General features: G+C 54.8%; 14 protein-coding genes. 8 read left to right on the top strand and 6 right to left on the bottom strand.

The window, feature by feature from the left end:
- Nucleotides 1-303: 303 nt before the first annotated feature.
- The 4 genes from mioC to ravA all read right to left on the bottom strand — a co-directional run bounded on the left by mioC (nucleotide 304) and on the right by ravA (nucleotide 4,415).
- Nucleotides 304-747: an FMN-binding protein MioC gene (gene mioC / locus CVE23_RS22255; protein ID WP_038917328.1), complete on the bottom strand. Its 444-nt coding sequence runs from the start codon at nucleotides 745-747 to the stop codon at nucleotides 304-306.
- A gap of 91 nt (nucleotides 748-838) precedes the next feature.
- Nucleotides 839-1,303 (bottom strand): transcriptional regulator AsnC, encoded by a 465-nt coding sequence (gene asnC / locus CVE23_RS22250; RefSeq protein WP_013315714.1) that lies wholly within the window; start codon nucleotides 1,301-1,303, stop codon nucleotides 839-841.
- Nucleotides 1,304-1,437: 134 nt separating this feature from the next.
- Nucleotides 1,438-2,913, bottom strand: a complete 1,476-nt coding sequence (gene viaA / locus CVE23_RS22245; protein ID WP_100850359.1) for an ATPase RavA stimulator ViaA — start codon at nucleotides 2,911-2,913, stop codon at nucleotides 1,438-1,440.
- Nucleotides 2,914-2,918: 5 nt separating this feature from the next.
- The gene (ravA, locus tag CVE23_RS22240) at nucleotides 2,919-4,415 is read right to left on the bottom strand and encodes an ATPase RavA (RefSeq protein ID WP_049855438.1); all 1,497 of its coding nucleotides are present in this window, start codon (nucleotides 4,413-4,415) and stop codon (nucleotides 2,919-2,921) included.
- 273 nt (nucleotides 4,416-4,688) lie between these two features.
- Between ravA and kup the strand changes: the two genes are divergently transcribed.
- Nucleotides 4,689-6,557 carry a low affinity potassium transporter Kup gene (gene kup / locus CVE23_RS22235; RefSeq protein WP_038664101.1) on the top strand — a complete coding sequence of 623 codons (1,869 nt, stop codon included), beginning with the start codon at nucleotides 4,689-4,691 and terminating at the stop codon, nucleotides 6,555-6,557.
- 122 nt (nucleotides 6,558-6,679) lie between these two features.
- On the opposite strand, the gene qseC is transcribed toward kup, so the two are convergent.
- A complete protein-coding gene (qseC, locus tag CVE23_RS22230) occupies nucleotides 6,680-8,050 on the bottom strand; it encodes a quorum sensing histidine kinase QseC (RefSeq protein ID WP_100850358.1) in 1,371 nt (456 codons plus the stop codon).
- A complete protein-coding gene (gene qseB / locus CVE23_RS22225; RefSeq protein WP_039692032.1) occupies nucleotides 8,037-8,708 on the bottom strand; it encodes a quorum sensing response regulator transcription factor QseB in 672 nt (223 codons plus the stop codon). The genes qseC and qseB overlap by 14 nt, the downstream gene beginning before the upstream one ends.
- 205 nt (nucleotides 8,709-8,913) lie before the next feature.
- On the opposite strand from qseB, the gene CVE23_RS22220 reads away from it, so the two are divergent.
- From CVE23_RS22220 to rbsR, 7 genes are all read left to right on the top strand, one after another.
- Entirely contained in the window at nucleotides 8,914-9,321 is a 408-nt protein-coding gene (locus tag CVE23_RS22220; RefSeq protein ID WP_038917334.1) for a YgiW/YdeI family stress tolerance OB fold protein, read from the top strand.
- A gap of 205 nt (nucleotides 9,322-9,526) precedes the next feature.
- On the top strand, nucleotides 9,527-9,946 hold the full coding sequence (rbsD, locus tag CVE23_RS22215; protein ID WP_013315718.1) for a D-ribose pyranase: 420 nt from the start codon (nucleotides 9,527-9,529) through the stop codon (nucleotides 9,944-9,946).
- Nucleotides 9,947-9,953: 7 nt separating this feature from the next.
- Entirely contained in the window at nucleotides 9,954-11,459 is a 1,506-nt protein-coding gene (rbsA, locus tag CVE23_RS22210; RefSeq protein WP_038917335.1) for a ribose ABC transporter ATP-binding protein RbsA, read from the top strand.
- Nucleotides 11,460-11,466: 7 nt separating this feature from the next.
- Nucleotides 11,467-12,435 carry a ribose ABC transporter permease gene (gene rbsC, locus CVE23_RS22205; RefSeq protein ID WP_038664119.1) on the top strand — a complete coding sequence of 323 codons (969 nt, stop codon included), beginning with the start codon at nucleotides 11,467-11,469 and terminating at the stop codon, nucleotides 12,433-12,435.
- A 26-nt stretch (nucleotides 12,436-12,461) separates the two neighbouring features.
- Nucleotides 12,462-13,352 (top strand): ribose ABC transporter substrate-binding protein RbsB, encoded by an 891-nt coding sequence (gene rbsB / locus CVE23_RS22200; protein WP_022635461.1) that lies wholly within the window; start codon nucleotides 12,462-12,464, stop codon nucleotides 13,350-13,352.
- 82 nt (nucleotides 13,353-13,434) lie between these two features.
- Nucleotides 13,435-14,361: a ribokinase gene (gene rbsK / locus CVE23_RS22195; RefSeq protein WP_049855435.1), complete on the top strand. Its 927-nt coding sequence runs from the start codon at nucleotides 13,435-13,437 to the stop codon at nucleotides 14,359-14,361.
- Between the two features lie 3 nt (nucleotides 14,362-14,364).
- Entirely contained in the window at nucleotides 14,365-15,369 is a 1,005-nt protein-coding gene (gene rbsR, locus CVE23_RS22190) for a ribose operon transcriptional repressor RbsR (protein ID WP_195826148.1), read from the top strand.
- Nucleotides 15,370-15,589 lie beyond the last annotated feature (220 nt).

The raw sequence follows: 15,589 nt of genomic DNA, 5'->3' as shown, positions 1-15,589 counted from the left end.
GACCAAGTGTGTTGGATCGTCGGGTAGTTAAAGAAAGATCTTTTTTATTTAAAGATCTCTTTATTAGATCTCTTATTAGGATCCCGGTTGGTTGTGGATAAGGCGGGATCCAAAAAGAAGATCAATGGGTTATTGCCGATCACTAGCTGTGAATGATCGGTGATCCCAGTCTGTATTAGCTGGGATCTGAAAGGGTAATTATGCACAGCTCAAAAAAGCATCTGACGTTGTTATCTGGATAACTACGGGTTTTCCCCGGCATTTAAAGTTATTTATCCACAGATGCAGATCTAAAAAATAAGATTATTTGAGTAAATTTACCCATGATCCCAGCCAGGCTTCCGCGGGATCTTCCGGAATGTCGTGTTGGGTAATGTCGATCTTCAGCATTTCGCCGATCCGACGAGCGCCCAGCTCCTGCAGCAATTGATCCACTTTGACGATCGCGCCGCAGAAAGTGTCGTACTCGCTGCTGCCGATCCCGATCGCGCCATAGCGGACCGCGGACAAATCGGGGCGTTTCGTTTGCAGATCGTCATAAAACGGCTGCAGGTTGTCCGGCAGATCGCCTGCGCCGTGGGTGGATGTCACCACCAGCCACAGATTTTCAGGCGTGACCTCATCCAGTTCCGGACCATGCAGCAGCGTGGTTGTGAAATCGTTTTGTTGCAGCAGCGATTCCAGGTGCTCGGAAACGTACTCGGCGCTGCCGAGGGTGCTGCCGCTGATGAGGGTAATGTCTGCCATACGCGATCCCGCCTGATTGAACGACGGCACATTGTACGCTGTGATCTTGGTGGGATCTACCTGTGGATAATAGGGGGATAGTAAAAAAGCCTTAAGGCACGATGGTACGCATGATCGGGTTTTGCAGGGAGATCAGGGTTTCGGTGGACTGAATTTCATCAATTGTCTGAATCTTGTTGATAAGTACATGTTGCAGCGCATCAATGGAACGGCACATCACCTTGATGAAGATGCTGTAATGCCCGGTGGTGTAATACGCCTCCACCACTTCTTCCAGATTACTGAGCTTCTCCACCGCGGACGGATAGTCCTTGGCGCTTTTCAGAATGATGCCGATGAAGCAACAGACGTCATATCCCAGCTGTTTGGGATTCACGTCCAGCCGCGTTCCCACGATGATGCCGGCCTGTTTCATCTTTTCCACCCGGACATGGATGGTGCCTGGGCTGACGGAGAACTGTTTGGCCAGTTCGGCGTAAGGCGTGCGGGCATTCTCCATCAGCGCATTGAGGATGCCGCGATCGAGTTCGTCCATTGTGTAGGTGTCTGCTGCCATGGTGCTGCTCCGTGAAGAACTATCTGAAGCGTTTTACTGATTATTGCCGAATGAATCAACGACCAAACCGGCGGGGTATTCGGGAAAGCTATATATAAAAAGCGCTATATAAGAAGAATAGATGGTTTGAGTTATCAGACTTTTTCGTGCTGAAAGCGACGCAGCAGACGGCTTTTCAGCCCGGTGTCAAAGCGCCAGATATGATCGAAGATGCGCAGAATGCCGGGCTTGCCGTGCGCTGACATGGCGACCGCATGGAAACGGTGTTGCAGCCGATGCTGGCGGCGTTTGACTTCATTGACCAGATCGTCCGGCAGACGCTGGGCGATAAAGTCCGAAATAATCACGGCATCGGCATCCTGCCAGGACTGACTGTCCATTTTTTCCAGCAATGCTGACAGGCAACTGGCCAGGTCAGTGCCGCCCCGAAAGGTCTGACTGAGAAAACGAATCGCTTCCTCCAGCCCGCTTTCCGACGTCAGGTCGTAACTGACGATGCCGGTGGAAAACAGCATGATGTAACAGCGGCGGTTGTCCGCCAGCGCAATTCGCATCAGCGCCAGGCAAAAGGCTTTGGCGCAGCGTTCGTTAAACCCGCCCATCGAGCCGGAGGTATCCACACAAACGATAAACGGCCCGCGCGGCTGCTGCTCGTTATGCTGATGGACGACCGGCCGCTCCAGCGTTTTTTCCCGCCAGTTCTCCCCCTGCAATCGGTAAGTCAGTAACCGATGTTCCGACAGACGACGGTAAAACTCGAACTCCAGCTCACTGATGCCGAGGGTGGAAAGCTCGGTAGGCAGCAGGCGCAGAATATCGTCGCTCTGGTGGATGCCGCTGACCTGCTCCGGCGCAAAAGCCGGTTCACGCACCATGATCTGAAAGGCTTCTTTTGGGGCATCCTGGCTGAGGACCGATTTAGTCTCCCGACTACGGCCGAGACGTTCCGCCAGACGTTGCAGTTCCGGCTGTTGCCGCAGAAAGGCGCCAACTTCCAGCAACGCATTAAATGGCTGCTTCATACGTTTGCTGGCGCTGAGATCCCACAGTCTCCCGGCGGCGGTATCGTTGTCGGCCAGAACAGGCTCAAGCGCGCCGCTGATGGTCAGACGTTTTTGGATCTCGTCCAGCAATTGATCCCGTTCCTGCTCCATGATTTGCTGGTGCAGATTCAGGGTCTGCAGCGTCAGGCTGATGCGCCAGCGCTGCATAAACAGGCTGTGCTGGCTGCTGCTGATACGGAGTTCCGACGCATGCGACGCGGAATTAACCAGCTTTTCTGCCTGACTCAGGAAGGGGGAATCAACATGATGCAAGGTGGACATGATGTCCGGCAGGTTGGACTGAAAGGTGTTATCGCTGACCAGTTGGGTCTGTTGATAGCAGGTGAACTCTTTCTCCAGTTCGGGCGGCGCCTGGGTATTACGCAGCCGTTGCCGGAGATTTTCTTTCCACTCCGGCAAATCACGCATGACGGCGTTTTTCAGACGCGGGTATTTGTCGAAGAACATCACCAGCTGAGGCGTTGCCATCAGGGTGATAATCACGTCATCCAGCAGATCGTTTTCATCGATGGACAACAGCATCTCCAGGGATTCCAGCGTCAGCATGATCGTTACTCCCGTTGTGACTGCTCTATTTGTTCATCGACCTGCTGCAGGCTTTCTTCAATCCTGGCAAGCCATTCTTTAGGCACAAACAGACAAGGCTGATGACGTTCAAACAATCGGCGTTGCTCACGTAACTGAATTTTCAGCGTTTCATATTCCTGAAGCATCTCTTCCGGCAGTTCGCCTTTTATTACGCCCGGCAAAGACAATGCGGCGCTTTGCAAACTGATATCGCGGATGATCAGATGCTGGCGCTCATCCACTTCCATATCCAGACGCTGGCTAAAACCAACGCCGTTGAGCTTGCCGCGTATTTCGCCGCCTTTTTGCAGCCAGCCCGCCAGCGCTTCCCGGTCGATCACCACGTGGGTTACGGTGTAATCGTTGAGCAGCAGCGGTTTTTGCAGCATCAGCGTCAGTTCGGTGGATGTCAGGCTTTCCGGCAGCGTGTGATGCGGTTTGCGGCCGAAAAAGTTGACCTGACGTTCAACCCGGAAGGCTTGCTGCTCACTCTGCTGTTGCTGGTATTGCTGACGTTTCACATTCAGTTGCTGCAACCGGTACAGCAATGTCCGTTGCTGATAGGCCTGCTCGCTCATCAACTGCTGTAATTGCTGCTCCACCAGATCGTGGGTGCCAAGGTCATGCCACAGGCAATCCTTGAGCAGGATCAGGTCAACCGGGGTAATGGTTTCACGCCCGCTGAAGAAAGCGCAGGCCTGCAACAGGCGGATGGCTTTTTTCCAGCGGCGGTCGGAAACGTATGGCGAACCGTCCTGCGAGTCCAGACGCTGGCGCAACTGATAAATCAGTTCGAAGCAATTTTCCGGCAACGGTATATGATCGATATGAGACTGCCACTGTTGGTATTCTTCGTCGCTGACGCTCAACGCCGGGCTGACCAGATTGTCCTGTTCGCCAGGTGAGGCGGTGAGCATAGCGCGAAAATTGTGTTTGTCCTGCACCCGGTCCAGCCAGATGCGGATCAGCATACGGTCGTACAAGGCTTCCAGACTGCTGTCGGCTTCCGGCAGTTCGTTGGACGCAGTGACCAGCAGCCGCATCGGGATCGGTTCTTCACTGTTGCCGTTGCGAAAACGTCGCTCGTTAATGGCGGTCAGCAGGGTGTTGAGGATAGCGGGGCCGGCTTTCCAGATTTCATCCAGAAATACGATTTCTGCTTCCGGCAGGTAGCCGGTCGTCAGGCGTTGATAACGCCCTTCGTCTTTCAGCGCCTGAATGGATAACGGACCGAATACTTCTTCCGGCGTTGAAAAGCGCGTCATCAGGTATTCAAAGGCGCGTGCATGTCGGAAGGCGTATTTCAGGCGACGGGCAATCAGGCTTTTGGCTATCCCCGGCGGACCAAGCAGAAAGACGCTCTCACCGCTAAGCGCCGCCAGCAGGCAGAGTCGGATGGCGTGTTGCCGTTCGTAAAGACCGTGTTCGAGAGCATGGCTCAGACGAGAGATACGGTCGGCCAGCGCTGTGGGTTGTATCATAATAGATCCGTCATTGCTGTGAATCGCCGTCGGGAAGCGTGAAAAAACAGTTATCCAGGAACCTTGGGAAGATTACGTTTTCTTCATTAGCCATACATTAATTATTGTCACCATTACCGGTGTTAATCAACCAAGGCACCTGTCCTGAATCAGAACGAAGGTAATATTAAAAATGGGCTTTTAACGTGATTTGTGCATACTGTGCGTTTTCGGGCTAGTCCAACCAGAATAAGGCCCGATTTGTTAATGAATTGATAACAGAAGACAGGGTTTATGAATTCAGAACATAAACGTTCACTTCCGGCGATCACGCTGGCTGCCATCGGGGTAGTGTATGGCGATATCGGCACCAGCCCGCTTTATACGCTCAGGGAGTGTCTTTCCGGACAGTTTGGTTTTGGGGTTGAGCCCGATTCCGTTTTTGGCTTTCTCTCCCTGATATTCTGGCTGCTGGTGCTGGTGGTATCCCTTAAGTATCTGAGCTACGTTATGCGCGCCGATAACGCCGGCGAAGGCGGCATTCTGACGCTGATGTCGCTGGCCGGGCGCAACACCTCCGATAAGGTGACCGCCATGGTGGTGATCATGGGGCTCATCGGCGGCAGCTTTTTCTATGGCGAGGTGGTGATCACCCCGGCGATCTCGGTGATGTCGGCGATTGAAGGGCTGGATATCGTCGCGCCGTCGCTGGATACCTACATCGTCCCGATTTCGATTGTGGTGCTGACGCTGCTGTTCATGATTCAGAAGCACGGCACCGGCCGGGTGGGCAGCCTGTTTGCACCGATCATGATGCTGTGGTTTCTGTCGCTCGGGGTGCTAGGCGCGCGCAGTATCATCGCCAATCCTGAGGTGCTGCAGGCGCTGAATCCCAAATGGGCCATCAACTTCTTTATTCAGTACAAAGCGGTATCCTTCTTTGCGCTGGGGGCGGTGGTGCTGGCGATCACCGGGGTGGAAGCGCTGTACGCCGACATGGGGCATTTCGGCAAACTGCCTATTCGTATCGCCTGGTTTTCCGCGGTGTTACCGTCGCTGGTGCTCAACTACTTCGGTCAGGGCGCGTTGCTGCTGAAAAATCCGGAGGCGATTAAAAACCCGTTCTTTCTGCTGGCGCCTGACTGGGCGCTGATTCCGCTGCTGGTGCTGGCGACGCTGGCTACCATCATCGCCTCTCAGGCGGTGATTTCCGGCGTGTTTTCACTGACCCGACAGGCGGTGCGTCTGGGGTATCTGCCGCCGATGCGCATCGTGCATACGTCGGATATGGAATCCGGGCAGATTTATATTCCGTTTATCAACTGGCTGCTGTACGTGGCGGTCGTGATCGTTATTGTCAGCTTTGAACACTCCAGCAATCTGGCCGCCGCCTACGGTATTGCGGTGACCGGCACCATGGTGCTGACCAGTATCCTGTCCTGTACGGTGGCGCTGAAAAACTGGCACTGGTATCGCTATCTGGTCTGGTTGCTGCTGGTGGCGCTGCTGGCTATCGACCTGCCGATGTTCCTGGCTAACGTGGTGAAGATTATTTCCGGCGGCTGGTTGCCGCTGGCGCTGGGGATGGTGATGTTTATCATCATGACCACCTGGAAAAGCGAACGCTTCCGGCTGCTGCGCCGTATCCACGAGCATGGCAATTCGCTGGATGCGATGATTGCTTCGCTGGAAAAGAACCCGCCGGTGCGAGTGACCGGTACTGCGGTTTATCTTTCGCGCGCCACCCACGTGATTCCGTTTGCGCTGCTGCACAATCTCAAGCACAACAAGGTATTGCATGAGCGCGTGGTGCTGCTGACCATGAGAACGGAAGACGCGCCTTATGTGCATAACGCCCGGCGTGTTTCGGTGGAACAGCTTTCCCCGACCTTCTGGCGCGTTGTCGCCAGCTATGGCTGGCGTGAAACCCCCAATGTGGAAGAGGTTTTCCACCGTTGCTGGCAGGATGGCTTAACCTGTCAGATGATGGAGACTACCTTCTTCCTGTCGAACGAATCGCTGATGATGGGGAATCGACCCTGGTATCTGCGAGTTCGCGGCAAACTGTTCATGATGTTGAGTCGCAATGCGCTGCGTGCGGCGGACCAGTTCGAAATCCCACCGAACCGGCTGATCGAACTCGGCATTCAGGTAGAAATCTGACGCCTGACTTCGCGGCAGGTTAAGCGGGTGAGATTCGGTAAGAACTCACCCGCTTTCGCGTTCGTCACCGCAGTCTCGTCGTCTGCACCAGTCTCTGTTTCCCTTTCACCGGATGAGTTTCTTCACCAGGTCAGCGTCGCAACAAAACCGCCTCCCGGCCGGTTGGCAAAGCGGGTGCGCATGCCATGTAAACGGGCGATATTATTGACTATCGACAAGCCCAGCCCGCTGCCGGACTTTTCCTGGCCGGGAGGACGGAAAAATCGCTCGCCAAGACGTTCCAGTATCGTTTCATCCACGCCCGGCCCGTCGTCGGCGATCTGAAGGCTGGAGGCGGTTAGCGTCAGCGTGATGGCGCTGCCTGTCTGACTGTAGCGAATGGCGTTATCCAGTAAATTGCGCACCAGCAGGGTCAGCAGCAATGGATTACCCAGACTGATGACCGGGGAATCCGGCGCTTCCAGCCGAATCTCCACCTGAGCGGCTTGGGCGGCGGGGTAGTGTTCGATTACCAGTTGCTGCAGCAATGGCTGCCAGTGCACGGGAGGCGGTTCGCCGGCGGCGGAGGCAGCGTCCAGACGTGAGAGGGTCAGCAATTGATCCACCAGACGGGAGGCGCGATCGATGCCGGCGCCCAGATTTGTCAGCGCGTGCTGGCGTACCGCGGCATCGTCTTGCGCCAGCTGTGCCACTTCAGCCTGCACTTTCAGCGCCGCCAGCGGACTGCGTAATTCGTGGGCGGCGTCCGAGGTGAAGCGACGTTCGCGCAATAGGGTGTCCTGATGGCGAACGAACAGCTGGTTGAGCGCGCTAACCAGCGGCTGAACTTCCGGCGGCACCTGGGCTATGTCGAGCGGCGTTCCGTCATCCGGATTACGCTGATGCAACCGGGCGGCGATTCGCTTCAGTGGCGCCAGTTCATAACTGAGTAACCAGAACAGCAACACCAACATAATCGGAAGCACCGCCAGCCAGGGAATCAGGTTGGTCTTCACGATATCCAGCGTCATATCCTGACGGTAATCCCACTCTTGACCCACGACCACCACATAGCGGTTATCCTTGGTAGCCAGCCACATCAGTCGCCATTTGTCGTCATCATCCCGCAAACGGGAATCGGTAAAACCATTCTGTTGATAGTGAAAGACAAAGTCTCTGCCGTTTTCGCCATCGTTCAAAACCATTTGCCCGTCCCGGGTAAAAATGGCGAACGCCAGCGCGTCGTCGTCCAGTTCGCCGCGCTGGTGGCGCGCCAGTTTGGGCGATTTGGGCAAGGGCTGGGGGCTTTGCCGCCAGTTTTGCGGATCGATACGCCAATTTTGCGGATCGATAGTAGCCAGCCGTCTGGCAAACAGCATTTGCTGGGTATCAAACAGCTCATTGATGTTATGACGGGTTTGCGTCCATGACAGTATGGCGGCAGCCCCACCGACCAGCAGCATCAGCAGCGTAAAGCCCAGCAACAGGCGTAGCCGCAGGTTAAGCGTCAGCATCGGCGGCTCCCAGCGCGTACCCTACGCCATGCACGGTACGGATGAAATGGCTGCCGAGTTTCCGGCGCAGATGATGGATGTGCACTTCTACCGCGTTGCTTGAGACCTCGTCGTCCCAACTATAGAGTTTTTCTTCCAGTTGGTTACGGGTCAGGATGTGGCCGGGGTTCATCAGAAACAGTTCCAGCAGCGCCAGCTCACGGGATTTCAGCGTAAGCGGCTCCCCATTGAGCGTCACGTGGCGGGAACCGGGGTCCAGCGTGACGGCGCCATGCGCCAGCACCGGCTGTAACTGCCCATAACGCCTGCGGATCAATGCCTGCAGACGAGCGGCAACCTCGGTCAGTTCAAAGGGTTTGCAAAGGTAATCGTCCGCTCCCTGCTGTAGCCCCTGAACGCGTTGTTCAATCGCATCGCGCGCGGTAAGTATCAGCACGGGTACGTCGTGTCCACGCTGGCGCCATTGCCGCAGAATCTCCAGACCATCGATTTTCGGCAGGCTGAGGTCAAGCACCACCGCATCGTAAGGTGCGGCGGGTAGCGCAGCCAGTCCGTCGTCTCCCTGGGTGAACCAGTCCACGTTAAAACCGAGCTTGATAAGCCCGGCCTTGATGCCGTCGCCAATCAAACGATCGTCCTCGATTAACAGTATACGCATCGTCCCTCCTACTTTTTTCCGCTGTGTTTATACGTTATTTCCTTTGCTAACGAATAGGATGACAGCGCCACGACGCGAGGCGGCCCGCAATCCGGATAAATACCGCTGCAACGCCGTGGGCTTTAAGATCCTGTTAAGAACTTTTTGGTTTAGTAGCCGCAGTTAGTCATTCGGCTTAATCCATCAAGATCTCAGGAGAGAATTCATGAAGAAACGCATTGTACTGGTTGCTGTTGCGGCGTTGTGTTCCGCCTCGTTATCCGCCGCTCAAACCGGAGGATTTCTCGGCCCCAGCGAATCGGCGCCGACGCCGCCTTCTTCTGCGACTGGCGGTTTTTCCGGTCCGGATGGCAGCCTGACCACGGTGGCGCAGGCTAAAGACATGCGTGACGACAGCTGGGTAAGATTGCAGGGCAATATCATTCAGCGTGTTGGCAAAGATGACTATCAGTTTCGCGACGCCACCGGCACCATCCTGGTGGACATTGATGACAGACGGTGGGAAGGCCAGACCATTACCCCGGAAGATCGGGTCGAGTTGAAAGGCGAATTGGACAAAGACTTTAGTTCGGTTCAACTGGATGTGAAACAGATACGGAAAATCCAGAAATAGCCTGCCTTGTCAGGCGGGCTGCGGTCCGCCTGTTGCTCCCGGCAGGGCATTTTTATTGGTTTTAATAACGTAAAATCTTCCTTTTATTACGCCAACGAAACGTTTCGATAACGATCACATTTTCATAAGATAATCGTTGCCTTCTCCTGTTCTTTTTCTACACTTGTCATACAAGCGAAACGTTTCGCTATCAGGGTAAATAAAAATGAAGAAAGGTGCGTTACTTAATTCCGATATTTCATCGGTGATTTCCCGGCTGGGGCATACCGACCAAATTGTCATAGCAGATGCCGGTTTGCCGATTCCGGAGACCACAACCCGTATCGATTTGGCCTTGACCCATAATGTGCCCGGTTTTTTGCAGGTGCTGAATGTGGTAACGGCGGAAATGCAGGTTGAAGCCGCGATTCTGGCGCAGGAAATCATCGAGAAGAATACGCAACTCCATGACGCATTATTGAAACAGTTAGCACAACTTGAACAACACCAGGGAAATACTATTTCACTGCATTACGTCAGCCATGAGGATTTCAAAAAGCAAAGTGGCCAAAGCCGGGCCATTATTCGCACTGGAGAATGTTCTCCGTATGCGAATGTGATCCTTTGTGCCGGCGTCACCTTCTGAGGTACCGATGCAACCTTTACTGCAATTGCAAGGCATCACCAAAACCTTTCCCGGCGTTAAGGCGCTTTCCGGCGCGGCATTGAATGTCTATCCGGGGAAGGTCATGGCGCTGGTGGGTGAGAACGGTGCCGGCAAATCCACCATGATGAAGGTACTGACGGGGATTTATCGCAAAGATGCCGGCAGTATCCATTTTCTAGGTAAGGACGTGGCTTTCAGCGGCCCCAAAGCCTCTCAGGAAGCAGGGATCGGTATTATCCATCAGGAACTGAACCTGATTCCTCAACTGACCATTGCGGAAAATATTTTCCTTGGCCGCGAATTTACCAACCGCTTGGGGCGTATCAACTGGAAACGGATGTACGCCGAGGCGGACAAACTGCTTAAGCGTTTGAATCTGCGTTATGACAGTCGTCGTTTGGTGGGCGAATTGTCGATTGGCGACCAGCAGATGGTCGAAATCGCCAAGGTGCTCAGCTTTGAATCACGGGTCATCATCATGGATGAACCCACCGATGCGTTGACCGATACCGAAACCGCGTCGCTGTTCAGCGTGATTAAAGAACTGCAGTCTCATGGCTGCGGCATCGTCTATATCTCCCATCGACTGAAAGAAATCTTTGAAATCTGTGATGACGTGACGGTCTTTCGCGACGGCCAGTTCATCGGCGAGCGCCCGGTGAGTGAATTGCAGGAAGACTCGCTGATTGAAATGATGGTGGGGCGTAAGCTGGAAGATCAGTATCCCCGCCTGAATCAGGCGCCCGGCGAGGTGCGTTTGCAGGTCAGCGAATTGTCCGGGCCGGGGGTGGAAAACGTGAGTTTCACGCTGCGCAAGGGTGAGATTCTTGGTGTCGCCGGGTTAATGGGCGCCGGTCGTACCGAATTGATGAAAGTGCTTTACGGCGCGCTGCCGCGTACCCACGGCAACGTTCATCTGGACGGTAAGGATGTGGTGACCCGCAGTCCGCAGGACGGGCTTGCCAGCGGCATCGTCTATATTTCCGAAGACCGCAAGCACGACGGGCTGGTGCTCGGCATGTCGGTGAAGGAAAACATGTCCCTGACCGCGCTGCGCTATTTCAGCAATGCCGCGGGGTCGCTGCGGCACGGCGATGAACAGCAGGCGGTGAGTGATTTCATCCGCATGTTCAATATCCGCACGCCGTCCATGTCCCAGACGATTGGGCTGCTGTCTGGCGGCAATCAGCAGAAAGTGGCCATTGCTCGCGGCTTGATGACTCGTCCCAAAGTGTTGATTCTGGATGAGCCGACCCGCGGTGTGGATGTGGGGGCAAAAAAAGAAATCTATCAGTTAATCAACCAGTTCAAGCAGGAAGGGTTAAGCATCATCCTGGTGTCGTCGGAAATGCCCGAAGTGCTTGGGATGAGCGATCGCATCATCGTGATGCACGAAGGGCGTCTGAGCGGCGAGTTCCCGATTGAACAGGCGACACAGGAAACGCTGATGGCTGCGGCCGTTGGTAAGCAATACGGCGTAAAGCAGGAGTAAGTCAGACATGAGTTCCCAAACTATCACAGCAAAGCGCTGGCTCAGCAAAGAGTGGCTGATGGAGCAAAAATCATTGATCGCCCTGCTGATTTTGATCGCTGTGGTGTCTTCAATGAGCCCCAACTTTTTTACCCTGAACAACCTGTTCAACATCCTGCAGCAGACCTCGGTGAACGCCATCATGGCGGTGGGAATGACGCTGGTGATCCTCACGTCCGGCATTGATTTGTCCGTGGGGTCGCTACTGGCGCTGACCGGCGCGGTAGCGGCTTCCATCGTCGGGCTTGAGATCAATGCGCTGGTGGCGGTGTTCGCCGCGCTGGCGCTGGGCGCGGTCATCGGCGCCGGCACCGGTATCGTGATTGCCAAGGGGCGGGTGCAGGCCTTTATCGCCACGCTGGTGATGATGCTGCTGCTGCGCGGCGTGACCATGGTGTATACCAACGGCAGCCCGATCAATACCGGTTTTTCCGATGCGGCGGATGCGCTAGGCTGGTTCGGCATCGGACGTCCTCTGGGCATACCCACGCCAATCTGGATTATGGCGGTGGTATTCCTGGCAACCTGGTACATGCTGCACCATACCCGCATCGGCCGCTATATCTATGCGCTGGGCGGAAATGAAGCGGCAACCCGCCTTTCCGGGATCAGCGTTGATAGAGTGAAAGTGGTCGTTTATTCGTTGTGTGGTTTGCTGTCGGCGCTGGCGGGCATTATCGAAGTAGCTCGCCTGTCATCGGCGCAACCAACGGCAGGGACGGGTTATGAATTGGATGCCATTGCGGCGGTGGTGCTGGGTGGCACAAGTCTGTCAGGTGGTAAAGGACGCGTGGTGGGAACGTTAATCGGCGCTCTGATTCTGGGGTTCCTGAATAACGGACTTAACCTGTTAGGTGTTTCTTCTTACTACCAGATGATCGTCAAGGCGGTGGTTATTTTGCTGGCGGTTTTGGTAGATAACAAAGGCAGTAAATAACTTTTCATTCACACAGGAATTGAAATATGAATTTGAAGAAGATTGCTACTCTGGTTTCCGCTGTCGCGCTGAGTGCCACCGTCAGTGCCAATGCGCTGGCGAAGGATACCATTGCTCTTGTTGTTTCCACGCTCAATAACCCGTTCTTCGTGTCTCTGAAAGATGGCGCGCAGAAAGAAGCTGACAAACTTGGCTACAATCTGGTGATTCTGGATTCTCAGAACAACCCGGCCAAAGAACTTTCCAATGTGCAGGATCTGACCGTTCGCGGCGCCAAGCTGCTGCTGATCAACCCGACCGATTCTAACGCGGTAGGTAATGCGGTGAAGCTGGCTAACCAGGCCAAAATCCCGGTCATCACGCTGGACCGTGTTGCAGCCAGCGGCGAAGTGGTTAGCCATGTGGCTTCCGACAACGCCTTCGGCGGTAAAGTCGCCGGTGATTTCATCGCCAAAAAGCTGGGCGAAGGCGCCAAGGTGATTCAGCTGGAAGGTCTGGCGGGAACGTCTGCTGCCCGTGAACGCGGCGCCGGCTTCATGAAATCTGCCGAGAAAAACAAATTCGCCATGCTGGCGAGCCAGCCTGCTGACTTTGATCGCACCAAGGGTCTGAACGTCATGCAGAACCTGCTGACCGCTCATCCGGACGTTAAAGCTGTGTTCGCCCAGAACGACGAAATGGCGCTGGGCGCCCTGCGTGCTTTGCAGACGGCCGGTCGTGACGATGTGCTGGTCGTCGGTTTTGACGGCACCGCCGATGGCGTGAAAGCCGTAGAAGGCGGCAAACTGGCGGCTACCGTGGCGCAGCGTCCTGAGCAAATCGGCATCATCGGCGTGGAAACCGCTGACAAGGTTCTGAAAGGCGAAAAAGTACAGCCGATCATTCCTGTTGACCTGAAACTGGTTACCAAACAATAACAGAATCAAAGCGTAATACCGCACGTGCAGTACTGCGCCACCCCTGACGGGTGGCGCGTAATCAACATCGGGGTTCATGGTAATGAAATCAGGCAAGCTGGTAGTCTTGGGAAGTATCAATGCGGACCATATTTTGAATCTGGCGCAGTTTCCCCGCCCGGGCGAAACGGTGATCGGTAAACAGTATGGCGTGGCATTTGGCGGCAAAGGCGCCAACCAGGCGGTGGCTGCCGGGCGCAGCGGCGCTGATATCGAATTTATTGCCTGTGTCGGGGCGGACGATATCGGTGAGCGTATTCGCCAGCAACTGATCAACGACCGAGTCGATGTCTCCGCCGTTGAGGCGATTTCCGGCCAGACTACCGGGGTGGCGCTGATTTTCGTCAATGGCGAAGCTGAAAACATGATCGGTATTCATGCGGGAGCCAACGCGGCGGTAACGCCTGATTACCTGAATCGCTATCAGCAGAAAATTATTGATGCCTCCGCGCTGTTGATGCAGTTGGAATCACCGCTGGAAACGGTGACGGCCGCCGCTCGTCTGGCCCATGACAATGGCACCAAAGTGATCCTCAATCCGGCGCCGGCCTGCTCGTTGCCTGATGAATTGCTGTCGCTGGTGGACATGATTACGCCGAATGAAACCGAAGCGCAGATCCTGACCGGCGTCACGGTCGAAACGGAAGACGACGCGCAACGTGCCGCACAGGTATTGCATGATAAAGGCATTGCGACCGTACTGATTACGTTGGGTAGCCGCGGCGTCTGGTTAAGTGAACAGGGTAAAGGGCAACGTATTCCCGGTTTTCGCGTAACAGCGGTCGATACCATCGCTGCCGGCGATACGTTCAATGGCGCGCTGGTGACGGCTCTGCTGGAGTCACGCCCGATGGACGCTGCGGTTAAATTCGCTCATGCGGCGGCGGCTATCGCGGTTACTCGTTATGGCGCCCAGCCTTCGGTTCCCTGGCGTGAAGAGATTGATGCTTTCCTGAATGCACAGGAGTGATCCTTGGCAACGATGAAAGACGTGGCCCGTCTGGCCGGGGTATCCACATCAACGGTTTCTCATGTTATCAACAATAACCGCTATGTCAGCGATATCATTCGCGACCGGGTGATGAAAGCGGTTGAGCAATTGAATTATGCGCCGTCAGCGCTGGCGCGTAGCCTCAAAATCAATCAGACCCGAACCATCGGCATGTTGCTGACCGCCAGTAGCAACCCGTTCTACGCCGAAGTGGTGCGAGGTGTGGAACGTTGTTGCTATGAACGGGGTTACAGCCTGATTCTGTGCAATACGGAAGGCGATCACCATCGTCTGAGCCGCAGTCTGGAAACACTATTGCAGAAACGGGTCGATGGGTTGTTGCTGATGTGTACTGAAAGCCACATGCCGTCACCCGATATTATTCGCCGTTATCCTTCTATTCCTGTCGTGATGATGGATTGGGCGCCTTTTGAAGGCAGCAGCGATGTCATCAAGGACAACTCGCTGCAAGGCGGCGAAATGGCTACCCATTACCTGATTTCTCAGGGATATCGCCACATCGCCTGTATCGCTGGTCCGCAGGATAAAACCACCGCGCATAATCGCCTGGAAGGCTATCGTAAAGCGATGCATCAGGCGGGGTTGTCGATCCTTCCCGGTTATGAGGTGGTTGGGGACTTCGAATTCGAAACCGGCTTTCGCGCCATGCAACAATTGCTGGCATTGCCGCAGCGGCCCGAAGCCGTCTTTACCAGTAATGATGCTATGGCGGTGGGCGTCTATCGTGCTTTGCACGACGCTGGTTTGTCTATCCCGGACGATATGGCCGTTGTTGGTTATGACGATATCGAACTGGCGCGCTATCTGTCTCCACCGTTGACGACGATTCATCAACCTAAAGATGAACTGGGCGAACTGGCGATTGATACGCTGCTTCACCGGCTGGAACACCCGGATGAGGAACACAATGTACTGGTGTTGACGCCGGAGCTGATCATTCGGGATTCGGTCGGCAAAAGAAGTTAGTGGCTGATTGTTTTCCTTAATTCTGACGTTTTATACCGCTGAAAAGCGGCATATTGATGTATTCCTGCCCGTTTTGCCTGAAAACCATCCAGTTGATGATTTTTTTGCATTTATCGCTTGTCAGGCCAGAAGAACTCCCTATAATGCGCCTCCACTGACACGGCAACGGCGATAAGCCGGCGCGGTGTGAGGCGGAGAAAACGAGAAAAAAGTCGTTGAC

It is taken from the genome of Dickeya fangzhongdai (genome assembly GCF_002812485.1).
In the GTDB taxonomy this organism is placed as follows: domain Bacteria; phylum Pseudomonadota; class Gammaproteobacteria; order Enterobacterales; family Enterobacteriaceae; genus Dickeya; species Dickeya fangzhongdai.
Note: the sequence above shows the minus strand (reverse complement) of the source record. Positions and strands in the feature narration are given on the sequence as shown.